The sequence below is a fragment of the Kribbella sp. NPDC048928 genome (assembly GCF_043197975.1).
Taxonomy (GTDB): Bacteria; Actinomycetota; Actinomycetes; order Propionibacteriales; family Kribbellaceae; genus Kribbella.
This window is the reverse complement of sequence record NZ_JBICUC010000003.1, coordinates 925,475-937,756: the sequence shown is the minus strand read 5'-3', so window position 1 is coordinate 937,756 and position 12,282 is coordinate 925,475. Positions and strand designations below refer to the sequence as shown.

Genomic DNA, 12,282 nt, shown 5'->3' with positions numbered 1-12,282 from the left:
GGACGATTGGCGCAGCGGTAGCGCGCTTCCCTGACACGGAAGAGGTCACTGGTTCGATCCCAGTATCGTCCACGAGAGTCGACAGGCGACGTGTGTCGCAAAGCGTTCCGCTTTGCAACCACGTCGCCTTCGTCATTTGTGCGGCTTCGCTTCGCTCGCCGCGAGCGGGGGCTCCGCCACCCGCACCCCCTTGCGCCTTCGCTCCGCTCGGCTCCTGGGTTGGGTTGGGCAGTCAGCTCACCTGCGTGGGCTGGGTTGGGCGGTCGGCTCACCTGCTGGGTTGGGTTGGTTGTCTCGCTGCCGACAGGGGCATCCCCGTTTGGGTGGTTCACCAGTCAAAGCCACCTGCCACACCGGGCAAGGGCCGGGCACCCCACGGCCCCACGCGGCTCCACAACCCCAGGTCCCACAACCCCACGGCTCGGCGGCTTGCTCGTATCGCCGTGCACCGCGGCGGCTAGCGGCGGAGGCTCGACAGTTGGACAGGTAGTGCACCGGTGAGACGGTGTACACGCTGGCGCGTTCACGCTCAACCGCACTACCCGACCACCACACACCTCCTGTCGAACTGCACACCGGACCCCGCCGCCGGCACCCCGACGACGACTCGCCACTGCTCGCAACGCTGCGAACTACACCCTCGATCGTGAAGAGCGGGTTTGGGTTGTTATGGCTGCTAGGAGGATTGCTGCGCCTGCTAGGGCTGTCTTGGTTAGGTGTTCTCGGAAGACGAGGAGGCCGATTGTGGTGGCTACTACTGGTTCCAGTAGGGCTATTAGGGCGGCTGTTGAGGCTTTGAGGGTTTTCAGGCCTGCGTAGTAGAGCGTGTAGGCGAGGGCTGTGGGGATCAGGCCGAAGTAGGCGATCAGGAGCCAGCCGGTGAGGGTGGTGGGGAGGGCTGCGAACGGCGCCAGGAAGATGGCGCCGGTGGTGAAGCCCAGGAGTGCTGTGGTGAGTGGGTCTGGTGTGTTGCGGCTGACCAGGGTGGTCAGGGAGTAGCCGGCTGCGGAGGTTATGGCGGCGGCCAGACCGGTGAGGTTGGTGGTGCCGGTGGTTGCGCTCAGGAGGATGAGGCCGGCCAGGGCGGCGAAGAGTGCGGGTGTGAAGCGTTCGCGGGCGAAGAGCGTGATCAGGATCGGGGCCGCGCCCAGGGCTACCACTGTGGCGATGCCGACGCCTACGCGTGGGATGGCGGTGAAGTACCCGAGTTGGCAGACGGCGAGACCCAGGCCGCAGAGGAGGTGGCGTAGTGGGTTCGCCGCCAGTTGAGGACGTACAGGGCTCCTGCGGAAGGCTACGGCGGGCGCTAGCCAGAGTGCGGCGGCGGCCAGCCGCCAGAAGGACGTGGCGAGCGGCGTGAGACCGCCGTACTGCGTCAGTAGTGCGCCGGTCGGGCCGCCGGTGCCCCAGGCGAGGGCGGCGAGTAGTACGAAGACGAGGGCACGCCTCGTCGATGCGCGGTGCTGCATCGGAAACTCCGGGAGGTGTTCGCAACGAGTGGTCGGAGCGTCTGCGAACAGCCCGAAGATGCCCAGGCCGGGACCGGCCTGAGCGCGTGGGGAACCGTCCGCCTAAGCGGCGGTCGGCGGAGTGATGATGCGATGCACGGGACAGACTGTAATCAGTCTCCCGGCCACCGCGCGAACGGGTTACATCCGCAGGTACGAGCCGCCGTTGAAGTCGAGCACCGTACCGGTCGCGAACTCGGCCTCGGCCGACGCCAGGTACAGGATCGCGGCCGCCACCTCGGACGGGTCCGCCACCCGCTCGAGCGGACTCTCCAGGCGCCGCCGGTCGTAGCCTTCGCCGGCCAGGTTGACCGCGGCCATGTCCGTCACGGTCCAGCCCGGTGCGATCGCCGTGACCGCGATCCCTTCCGGCCCGAGCGCCCGCGCCAACGACTGCGTGAACGACACGATCGCGGCCTTCGAGGCACCGTACGCGGGCTGGTTCGGCTCGCCGCGGAACGCTCCCCGCGACGACACGTTCACGATCCGGCCGCCGCGCGTCATGTGCTGGACAGCGCACCACGTGACGTTGGACGGGCCAACGAGATTGACCGCGAGTGTGTCCGTCCAGGCCTGCTGCCATTCGGCGTACGTCGTCTCCCGGATCCGGTGTGGGTGGTAGACGCCCGCGTTGTTAACCAGTACGTCGATACTGCCCAGCGCAGCCGCCGCATCCGACACCATCGCCTCGATCGCGACCGGATCCGCCAGGTCCGCCTGCACCGCGAGGTGCCCGGAGCCGGGCAGCTCCTTCACCACCTGGGCGGCGGCGTCGCCCGACGCGCTGTAATGCACCGCCACCCGATCCCCCGCGGCGGCGAACGCACGCGCCGTCGCCGCGCCGATCCCCCGTGAAGCCCCTGTCACCAGCACCGATCGGTTCATACGACCGATCCTTTCATCCCCGCCTCAGTGCCGCGGGTTCCAGTCGCGGCGGTACGACTTCGACGCCCGGGCCCACTCCTTCTTCGCCTCGTTCCGCAGCCGTACGTCCGCCCTCCGCGCCATGTACGCGGCCTCACGCTGCAGCTTCACCCAGCTCTCGTACCGCCGGTGCGGCAGCGTCCCGTCCTCGAGCCCGGCCCGGACAGCACAGCCAGGCTCCATCTCATGAGAGCAGTCCTTGAACTTGCACTGCTCCGCCAGCTCCGTGACGTCCGGGAACGCCGCGGCCAGCCCCTCGCCGCTCTCCTGCAGACCGATGCCCCGCAGCCCGGGCGTGTCGATGACGACACCACCTGCAGGCAGCACGATCAGCTCACGCCGTACTGACGTATGCCTTCCCTTGCCGTCCTCACGGATGTCCTGCACGTCCAGCAACTCCACGCCGGCCAGTGCGTTCACCAGTGACGACTTGCCGGCACCACTGGACCCCAGCAACGCCAGCGTCGCGTTCCCGTCCAGCAACGCGCGTACGCCGTCCAGCCCGGCACCTGTGGTCGCACTACACACCAGCACCTCAGCACCAGGTGCGGCCGCAGCCACGTCCTCGGCCAGCAGGTCGGCGTCACCGACCAGGTCGGCTTTGGTCAGTACGACGACCGGACGCGCACCGCTCTCCCAGGCCAGCGCCATGAACCGCTCGATACGCACGATGTTCGGCTCCGGCACCAGACCGACCACGATCGCGATCACATCGACGTTCGAAGCGAGCACCTGCCCGCGTGACGACCCGCCGACCTCCGCGCGGATGATCGACGTCCTTCTGGGCAGTACGGACTCGACCGTGATCCGGTCGTCGGGCCAGTACCGCAGGACGACCCAGTCTCCCGTGCACGGGCCGGCCTGGGCGTCCGCCGCGATCTCGGCGAGCAGCGCCCCGGACCAGCTGGCGCGAACCGGCCCGTCCTCGGTGAAAACCGTCGCCAGGCCTTTGTCGACCCGGGCGACTCGTCCCGGGACCAGGTCCTCGGGAACGGATTGCAAAGCTTCGGCCGTGGAACTGTCGAGTCCCAGGCCCTGGAGTGTGGCTGACATGCGGCGAACCTTTCGAAGGGCCCGGCCGCGGGATCAGCTCCGCGGACGGACGGTCTGAGAGACAACTGGCCGTTCGGCCTCTTGCGAGCTCATGGCGGGTTGCCTCCCTTCCTGTCCTTGCGGTCCAGCCAGGACCGTGTTGCGCATGCCGTCAGCCTAGGTCGTCGGTCTCCCCCGGCGCACCGGGTTTTCCGACCTTGGCCGTCTTCTGTACCGGCTTCTCGGGTGTGTCCGCCGCGGACTTCTCGGCAGGCTTCTCCACGGTCTTGTGGACTGCCTTCCGGACCGCCTTCTTGACCGCCGGCGCGACCTCCCCCGGCTGCTCCGAGAACTCCTCGAGCTTGCGTGCCACCTCGATCTCCGGGCGTTCCCCGGACGCGACCGGTGTCAGCGAGTGCTCGTGGTGCCGCTCCGGCTCCGCCTTCATCACCGGCTCGACCTCGTCGTCACTCGGGCTCGACTCGGGCTCCGCCTCCGAAGCCTCCGTCTTGACCTCGGCCACATGCGCCTTGTGCGGCCACAGCCGGTCGACGACGGCGTTCAGCGCCGCGCCGATCAGCACCGCGATCGCGGTCATGTAGAGCCACATCAGTACGGCGATGGGCGCCGCGAGCGGTCCGTAGATCGACGTACCACCCACCGTGCTCTGCAGGACCCAGCGCAGTACGAAGCTGCCCAGGATCCAGATCGACAACGCCAGGAACGACCCCGGAAGGTCCGAGACCCACGGCGTCCGGATCGGCACCGAGAGGTGGTACAGGGTGTTCAGGAAGCCCGCGGACAGGATCGTCACGACCGGCCAGTACAGCTGGTTCAGGAAGTCGAGGTTGTGCGGCAGCAGGGCATTCACCGCGTCCGGGCCGGCCAGCACCAGCGGCAGCACGATCACGCCGATGATCAGCGCCGCGCAGTAGAGGCTGAACGACAGTGCGCGGGTCCGGACGATGCCGCGTTTGCCGCCCATCCCGTACATGATCGTGATGGTGTCCACGAACACGTTCAGCGCCCGGCTGCCGGACCACAGCGCCAGCACGAAACCGATCGAGATGACGTCCGGCCGGCCGCCGTTCAGCACCTGGTCGAGCGTCGGCTCGATGACGTTGCGGATCGAGTCGTCGGTCAGCGCCCGGGCGGCCAGGTCGACGATCTGCTGCTTGACGTCGTTGATCGTCTCGACCTCGAACCAGCGGCTCGCGATGTAACCGAGCGATCCGGCCAGCCCGAAGATCAGCGGCGGCAGCGACAGGATGGCGTAGAACGCCCCCTCGGCCGCGAGACCGGTGACCCGGTAGCGCAGACAGACCCCGATGGTCTGCGTGAGCAGCTTCCAGGTCGTCGCGGGGACCCTGCGAACCCATGCCAATGAGAGGGAGCTCCCACCAGTGGGTCCTGCCCCAGAACGTGCCATACCGCTTACCGTACTGACATGGCGGACCCATTCGCGGTAACGAACCAGGCTCCCCCACTGCGGGGCGTGAACTTCTTCACCCAGGACACAGCGCTCGGTGACGCCTTGCGTCCGTACGCAGCCGCCGCTGAGGACCTCACCGACGACCCCGGTCTGCGCCGGATCGGGGAGCTGGCGGGCTCGGAGGAGGCCCTCGCGCACGCGCTCCCGGCGAACCAGAACCCGCCGGTTCTGCGCACCCACGACCGGTACGGCAACCGCATCGACGAGGTCGACTTCCACCCGTCCTGGCACTGGCTGATGGAGCAGGCCGTCGGCTTCGGGCTGCAGGCGGCACCGTGGACCAGCGACCGCCCCGCGCCGCATCTGAGGCGCGCGGCGGGTTTCTACGTGTGGTCCCAGGTCGAGCCCGGCCACGGCTGCCCGATCTCCATGTCGTACGCCGCCGTACCGGCGTTGAAGGCCGACGAGCGGCTCGCGAAGGAGTGGATCCCGCAGCTCGCGTCGACGCAGTACGACGGACGCCGGCTGCCGGCCGCGGAGAAGCTCGGCGCACTGGCCGGGATGGGGATGACAGAGAAGCAGGGCGGCTCGGACGTACGGGCGAACCTCACCACGGCGACCCCCGCGGGCGACATGTACCTGCTGGACGGGCACAAGTGGTTCTGCTCGGCGCCGCAGGTCGACGTGTTCCTGGTCCTGGCGCAGGCGCCGGACGGGCTGAGCTGCTTCGTCGTACCGCGGGTCTTTGCTGACGGCAACCGCAATCCGTTCGCACTGCAGCGGCTCAAGGACAAGCTCGGGAACCGGTCGAACGCGTCCAGCGAGGTCGAGTTCCACGGCACGGTCGGGTATCGGCTGGGCGAGGAAGGGGCCGGCGTCCGGACGATCATCGAGATGGTCGCCGCGACCCGGCTGGACTGCGTCCTGGGCTCGTCCGCACTTCAGCGCCGAGCGCTCGTGGAGGCTGTCTGGCACACGCGGCATCGGTCGGCGTTCGGCGGGCTGCTGGCCGACAAGCCCGCGATGCAGAACGTACTGGCGGATCTGGCCGTCGAATCCGAGGCGGCGACCGCCCTGGCGATGCGGTTGGGGGCGGCGGTCGATGCGGCCCTCACCGGCGACGCGCGGGAGGCAGCGTTCCGCAGGATCGCGCTGCCGCTGGCGAAGTTCTGGGTCTGCAAGCGGACGCCGTTCATGGTCGCGGAGGCGCTGGAGTGTCTCGGCGGGAACGGGTACGTCGAGGAGTCCGGGCTGCCGCTGCTCTACCGCGAGTCGCCGCTGAACTCGATCTGGGAAGGGTCCGGGAACGTCAACGCGCTCGACGTCCTGCGGGCGCTGCGCAAACCCGAGTCGCTCGACGCCTGGCTGACCGAGCTGGCCGCGGTCCAGGGCGCCGATGCGCGGCTCGACGCGGCCGTGAACGACGTACTGCAAGCGCTTGCTGACGCTGCGAACGCCGAGGCCGGCGCCCGCCGGCTGGCCGCGCGGATGGCCCTGTGCCTGCAGGCTTCCTTGCTGATCCGGCACTCGACCCCCGCGGTCGCGGACGCGTTCGTCGCGTCCCGGTTGGCGGGCGACTGGGGTGGCGTCTTCGGGACGTTGCCGCGGACCACTCCCTTCGAGCAGATCCTCGAGCGCACGATAGGGTGAGCGGGTCGCGACTGGCGCGCTGAAGGTGGAGAACCACCGGGGAGCGAAACCCGTCGGCACCGTGCGCCTGGGTGCCTTCGACCCACTGCAACCGCAGGAGAGACAACGATGCCTCAACCCATCGACAACGCCGCATCCTTCGACGCCGCCGCCGCGTCGGCCGCGTACAACAACGCGCTGCAGGTGATCGCCGCGGTGGAGCCCACCATCGCCGGCGCGATCAAGTCCGAGCTGGCCGACCAGCGCTCCTCGCTGAAGCTGATCGCCAGTGAGAACTACGCCTCCCCCGCCACGCTGCTCACGATGGGCAACTGGCTGTCGGACAAGTACGCCGAGGGCACCGTCGGGCACCGCTTCTACGCCGGCTGCCAGAACGTCGACATCGTCGAGCAGACCGCCGCCGACCACGCCCGCGCGCTGTTCGGCGCCCCGCACGCGTACGTCCAGCCGCACTCGGGCATCGACGCGAACCTGGTCGCCTTCTGGGCGATCCTCGCGCAGCGGATCGAGTCGCCGACGCTCGCCGAGGCCGGCGCGAAGCACGTCAACGACCTCTCCGAGGACGACTGGACCAAGCTCCGGAAGGCGCTCGGCGACCAGAAGATGCTCGGCATGTCGCTGGACGCCGGCGGCCACCTGACGCACGGTTTCCGGCCGAACATCTCCGGCAAGATGTTCAATCAGCACTCGTACGGCACGAACCCGGAGACCGGGCTGCTCGACTACGACGAGGTCGCCCGGAAGGCCCGCGAGTTCAAGCCGCTGATCCTGATCGCCGGCTACTCGGCGTACCCGCGCAAGGTCGACTTCGCGAAGATGCGTGAGATCGCCGACGAGGTCGGCGCCACGCTGATGGTCGACATGGCGCACTTCGCCGGCCTGGTCGCGGGCAAGGTCTTCACCGGCGACTTCGACCCGGTCCCGCACGCGCACGTCACCACGACCACGACGCACAAGTCGCTGCGTGGCCCGCGCGGCGGCATGGTGCTCTGCCAGCCGGAGTACGCAGAGTCCGTCGACCGCGGCTGCCCGATGGTTCTCGGCGGTCCACTGAGCCAGACCATGGCCGCGAAGGCGGTCGCCCTGGCCGAGGCGCGGCAGCCGTCGTTCCAGGTGTACGCCCAGAACGTCGCGGACAACGCGGTCACGCTGGCCGAGGGCCTGATGAAGCGCGGCGTCAAGCTCGTGACGGACGGTACCGAGAACCACCTCGTCCTGCTCGACGTCTCGTCGTACGGCATCACCGGGCGGCAGGCCGAGTCCGCGCTGCTCGACGCGGGCATCGTCACCAACCGCAACGCCGTTCCGCGCGACCCGAACGGCGCCTGGTACACCTCGGGCGTCCGGATCGGTACGCCGGCGCTGACGACGCGGGGCTTCGGCGGCGACGAGTTCGACCGGGTCGCCGGGCTGATCGTGGACGTACTGTCCGCGACGACGCCGACGACCACCGCCGCGGGCGCTCCGTCGAAGGCGAAGTACGTGCTTGCCGACGGCGTCGCCGACAAGACCAAGGCCGCCTCGGCCGAGATGCTCGACAAGTTCCCGCTGTACCCGGGCCTCGAGCTCAACTGAACACCAGGACGGCGCCCGCTCCCCCTCTGGAGCGGGCGCCGTCGCCTGTGGTCGGCCCGGGCGGCCTGCTAGTGATCAGCTGTCCTGCGGGATGCCCATCAGTGCGTCCTGCGACGCCTTCTCGGCGCGCTTCGGCATCAGGACCGCCGCGAGGACGGCGCCGACGACGGCGATCCCGGCCGACACCCACATCGTGGTGTTGAGGCTGCTCAGGAAGGCGTCCCGGACGTTCGCCAACAGCTCCGGCGAACCGGTCTTGGCGGCGACCGCGAGCCCGCCGCCGAGGCTCTTCTCGACCGCGTCGACGACCTGCGCCGGCAGTCCGCCGGTGTCGACGTTGTGCCGGTAGACCGAGTTCAGTACGGTGCCGAGCACGGCGACGCCGACCGTACCGCCGACCTGGCGGAACGCCTGCAGCAGACCGGATCCGGTCCCGGCCCGCTCCGGGTCGAGCACCCCGAGCGCCGCGTTCATTGCCTGCGGCATCGAGCAGCCGAGGCCGAATCCGACCACCACGAACCAGATCGCGGTGTATCCGTACCCGGTTCCGAGCTCGGTGAAGGCGCCGACACCGAACCCGACCGCCATCACCACGAACCCGGCCATCACCACGATCCGCGTACCCAGCTTCGCCTCCACCGGCTCGGCCAGCTTCGCGCCGATCGTCATGCCGCCGATGAACGGGAGCAGCTTCAGGCCGGTGTGCAGCGCATCGGAGTGGTTGATGCCCTGGAAGTACTGCGGCATCGTGAACAGCAACCCGAAGATCGCGAACACCGACACCGTCAGCAGCACGGCGCCGCCGGTGAAGACCCGCTCGCGGAACAGTCGCAGCTCGATCAGCGGCTCGCTGTTGCGGCGCTGCCAGATCAGGAAGCCGGCGATCAGGACGACGGCGAGCGCGAGGAAGGCGATCGTCGCGCCGTCGGTCCAGGACGCCTCGCCGGCCTTTGTCACACCGTACACGAGGGCGGCGAGTCCCGCGCTGGACAAGATGATGCCGAGCCAGTCGATGGCCGGGCGCCGCGAGCTGCGGGTCTCCGGTACGAGCAGCGTGACCGCCACTGCCGCGATCAGCGCGATCGGGACGTTCATGAAGAAGATCCACTGCCAGCCGGCGTGGTCGAGCAGCAGGCCGCCGACGATCGGGCCGAGCGGCATCCCGATGCTGTTGGCAACGACGAAGAAGCCGATCGCCTTCTTGCGCTCCACCTCGGTCCGGAACAGCACCGTGATCAGCGAGAGCGCGACCGGGACGATCATCGCCGCACCGATTCCGAGGAATGCCCGGGCGGCGATCAGCTGACCGGCCGTGTCGGCGAGCGCGCAGGCCAGCGACGCCAGCCCGAACAGGGTGAGCGCGATCGCGATGATCCGGCGCCGCCCGTAGCGGTCGCCGAGCAGGCCGGCCGGCAGCAGCAGCGCGGCGAGCACCAGGTTGTAGCTGTTCGCCATCCATTGCAGCTGGCTGGTGGACGCGTCCAGGTCCTGCGCGAGGGTCGGCAGCGCGACGTTGAGCACGGTGGTGTCCAGGCCGAGCACGAGCACGGCGAGACACAGCGCGATGAGCACACCGAAACGGCGAGCGCCGGTGAGCGTCGGCGTAGAGGTGTCGATGGTCGAGGTCATGGATTTAAAGTATCAGAAGTTTGTGATAGTTGCGATTAATCAAATCACTGTAAGCTTCAACCATGGCGGAGGAACCCAGCCGGGAGGCAGTCAGCCAGTACGTCGAGCGGTTCGCGGGCGTACTGGCCAACAGCGGCGTACCGACGATGTCGGCCCGCGTGATGGGCGCGATGCTGGTCAGCCCCGACGGCACGATGACCGCGGCTGAGCTGGCCGACCTGCTCAAGATCAGTCAGCCGGCGGTGTCCGGTGCGGTCCGGCAGTTGCTGCAGGTCTCGTTCATCTCGCGCGAGCGCCAGCCCGGGTCCCGCAAGGACCACTACCGGATCCGCGACGACGTCTTCGCCGCGATCCTGGAGCGCCGCAACCTCGCCCTCAGCGAATGGGAGTCCACCAGCCGCTCGGGCGCCTCGCTGTTCGGCGAGGACACCGCCGTAGGCCACCGCCTCACCGAAGCCGCCGACTTCTTCGCCTTCATCCACGCCGACATGGATCAGATGATCAAGAACTGGCGCGCCGAACAGTCCCACTAACGCATCAGCGGAGGTGTTGGGCGTGGTGGGTGTCGCGGTGGAGGGTGGGCAGTTCGACAGGAGGTGCCGGCCGGTGCGGGATTGGTGGGTAGTACACCTGAGCGTGAAAGTGCCGCGCGCGTACGGTGTATCCGGGTGTACTACCTGTCGACCTGGCCGCCGCCGGCAGGGTGGATGGAGGGTAGGGGCAGCGGTGCGTACAGGTGTCGGGCAACGGCCAGGGCAAGGTGGTCTTCGCCGTACGGGGCGACTACTTGCGCGCCCACCGGTAGGCCGTCGTGCAGTCCGGCGGGGACGCTGACTGCCGGGTGGCCGGTCACGTTGAAGATCCAGCACGGGTCGCCGGTGACGATGCTCTCCTCGTGCTGGTCGTAGCCGTGGGCAACGGTCAGCGTTGTCGGCGTCACCAGTACGTCCACCTCGTCGAACAGGTCGGCCAGCGCGGTGTTGTTGTGGTCCCGTACCGCCCGCGCCCGGCTCACCGCAACCGAGTCCACACCGCGCCCGTTGTCGAGCGCGGACAGCACCGGCCATGCCTCGTCGGTCGGCGCAAGCTCCAGCCGTACGTCAACCACGTCCACCCCGCACACCGCCAGCCGCTCGCGAATCACCCGATCCACCCCCGCATCCGCCGGCCACTCACCAAGCGTCGACCGATACCCAACCCGCAGCCGCCCCACCGCAGCGGTGGGGTCCCAGGCGGTGGGGCTCGAGGCGGTGGGGTTCGGGGCGGTTGGCCATGGGGGTAGGGATGTGGGGTCGAGGCGGTGGGGGCCGCTGGCGATGCTGGTGGCGAGGATGACGTCGTCAAGGTCGGCGCCGATGACGCCGGCGGTCGTCAAGCCGCCGAGACCACGTCCGCCGGGTCGTGGGACCCGCCCGTACGTCCCTTTGAAGCCGACGATGCCGCAGAACGACGCCGGGATCCGCAGCGAGCCGCCGCTGTCTCCACCGGTGGCGAGCGGTACGACTCCTGCCGCCACCGCGGCTGCTCCACCCGCGGTCGAACCACCTGGCGAGCGCGTGAGGTCCCATGGATTGCGGGTGTAGTCACGCCCGTTCCACCCGAACGTCAACGAAACGGCGCCTGGACGAGCCCGCGTCGCCCATCCGATCGGGACCGCACCGGCCGCGACCAACCGGTGCAGGATCGGCGATTCCGGCGGCGTTCGCGCCTTGATCAGGAACGGCACGCCCGCCAAGACCCCAGCGGGATCCACCTGTTGCGCCGCTCGACGGGCGCCCTCTGCATCCAGCTCCTCGACGAAGTGCAGCACCGGATCCAGCCGCCGCGCCGCGTCCAGCGCCTGCTCAACAACCTCCAGCGGGGTCACGGCTCCCGACCGCACCCGCTCGGCAATCAGCCGTGCAGACATCCGGCCGGGCTCGGTCATCGGATCACGAGGGCGTAGGCGAAGGCCAACCGACGATCCAGCCAGCTGGAGCTGACCGTGATCGACTCGACCCCTCGTGAGCGCATGACGACCCTGTCACCGGCCCGCCACTCGAGAACGCGCGGCTTGGTCGGCTGATCACCGCCCTCGGCGCCCAGGTCGCCGATCGACTGGAGGACGCCGCCGAGCACCGCTCCGAGCGCCTTCCCTGCCACCTCCGACGCACTGCCGCTCAGCCACTCGGTGCGCCCGATCACCTCCGGCCGGCCGGGCTGGTCGATCCGCCAGTTCGGCCGGGCCAAGGGCCGACCGGACCCGAGCCGGGCCAGAGCTCCCACGCTCGCACCGTGCGCGTCGACGACATCCCACGAGTACTCCCCCGTCGCGACCACCGAGCACAGGAGCCGCGTCAACCCGGCGTCCAGGTACAGGGTGCGCTCCGGACCGACGTACACGCAGGCCTCGAAGGAGCGGCGTTGCCTCCCGCCGCGCGGAGTCCGGATCGCTGCCGGGCCCCACTTCGCGGTCTTCCGCGTCTTGGTCCGGGGCTCCTCGATCGACCCGACCGTGAACTCCAGGACATCCTCCCAATGCGGCACGCGCCG

Annotated in this window: 10 protein-coding genes, 1 tRNA gene and 1 riboswitch; of the genes, 4 read left to right on the top strand and 7 right to left on the bottom strand. The window is 69.2% G+C overall.

Going from position 1 to position 12,282, the window contains the following annotated elements:
* A tRNA-Val gene (locus ACGFI6_RS17900) sits at positions 1 to 72 on the top strand.
* A 560-nt stretch (positions 73 to 632) separates the two neighbouring features.
* Here the strand turns inward: ACGFI6_RS17900 and ACGFI6_RS17895 are convergent.
* The 4 genes from ACGFI6_RS17895 to ACGFI6_RS17880 form a co-directional block, all read right to left on the bottom strand.
* On the bottom strand, positions 633 to 1,469 hold the full coding sequence (locus ACGFI6_RS17895; RefSeq protein ID WP_393119723.1) for a DMT family transporter: 837 nt from the start codon (positions 1,467 to 1,469) through the stop codon (positions 633 to 635).
* Between the two features lie 180 nt (positions 1,470 to 1,649).
* A complete protein-coding gene (locus tag ACGFI6_RS17890; protein WP_393119721.1) occupies positions 1,650 to 2,393 on the bottom strand; it encodes an SDR family NAD(P)-dependent oxidoreductase in 744 nt (247 codons plus the stop codon).
* A 24-nt stretch (positions 2,394 to 2,417) separates the two neighbouring features.
* Positions 2,418 to 3,485 carry a ribosome small subunit-dependent GTPase A gene (gene rsgA / locus ACGFI6_RS17885; protein WP_393119719.1) on the bottom strand — a complete coding sequence of 356 codons (1,068 nt, stop codon included), beginning with the start codon at positions 3,483 to 3,485 and terminating at the stop codon, positions 2,418 to 2,420.
* Between the two features lie 151 nt (positions 3,486 to 3,636).
* On the bottom strand, positions 3,637 to 4,848 hold the full coding sequence (locus tag ACGFI6_RS17880; RefSeq protein ID WP_393119718.1) for a YhjD/YihY/BrkB family envelope integrity protein: 1,212 nt from the start codon (positions 4,846 to 4,848) through the stop codon (positions 3,637 to 3,639).
* Between the two features lie 63 nt (positions 4,849 to 4,911).
* Between ACGFI6_RS17880 and ACGFI6_RS17875 the strand changes: the two genes are divergently transcribed.
* Both ACGFI6_RS17875 and ACGFI6_RS17870 read left to right on the top strand, forming a co-directional pair.
* Positions 4,912 to 6,546, top strand: a complete 1,635-nt coding sequence (locus tag ACGFI6_RS17875) for an acyl-CoA dehydrogenase family protein (RefSeq protein ID WP_393119716.1) — start codon at positions 4,912 to 4,914, stop codon at positions 6,544 to 6,546.
* A riboswitch (ZMP/ZTP riboswitch) is annotated at positions 6,546 to 6,626 on the top strand. It overlaps the preceding gene by 1 nt.
* A 28-nt stretch (positions 6,627 to 6,654) precedes the next feature.
* The gene (locus ACGFI6_RS17870; RefSeq protein ID WP_393119715.1) at positions 6,655 to 8,121 is read left to right on the top strand and encodes a glycine hydroxymethyltransferase; all 1,467 of its coding nucleotides are present in this window, start codon (positions 6,655 to 6,657) and stop codon (positions 8,119 to 8,121) included.
* A gap of 75 nt (positions 8,122 to 8,196) precedes the next feature.
* On the opposite strand, the gene ACGFI6_RS17865 is transcribed toward ACGFI6_RS17870, so the two are convergent.
* Positions 8,197 to 9,750 (bottom strand): DHA2 family efflux MFS transporter permease subunit, encoded by a 1,554-nt coding sequence (locus ACGFI6_RS17865; protein ID WP_393119713.1) that lies wholly within the window; start codon positions 9,748 to 9,750, stop codon positions 8,197 to 8,199.
* Positions 9,751 to 9,812: 62 nt separating this feature from the next.
* Here ACGFI6_RS17865 and ACGFI6_RS17860 point away from each other — a divergent pair, with 62 nt between their 5' ends.
* A complete protein-coding gene (locus ACGFI6_RS17860) occupies positions 9,813 to 10,283 on the top strand; it encodes a GbsR/MarR family transcriptional regulator (protein ID WP_393119712.1) in 471 nt (156 codons plus the stop codon).
* A gap of 140 nt (positions 10,284 to 10,423) precedes the next feature.
* Here the strand turns inward: ACGFI6_RS17860 and ACGFI6_RS17855 are convergent, their stop codons facing one another.
* Together ACGFI6_RS17855 and ACGFI6_RS17850 are read right to left on the bottom strand one after the other, a co-directional pair.
* Complete coding sequence (locus tag ACGFI6_RS17855; RefSeq protein ID WP_393119710.1) at positions 10,424 to 11,677, bottom strand: amidase; 1,254 nt, start codon at positions 11,675 to 11,677, stop codon at positions 10,424 to 10,426.
* Positions 11,674 to 12,276: a hypothetical protein gene (locus ACGFI6_RS17850; RefSeq protein ID WP_393119708.1), complete on the bottom strand. Its 603-nt coding sequence runs from the start codon at positions 12,274 to 12,276 to the stop codon at positions 11,674 to 11,676. Before ACGFI6_RS17850 ends, ACGFI6_RS17855 begins: the two co-directional genes overlap by 4 nt.
* Positions 12,277 to 12,282: the final 6 nt, after the last annotated feature.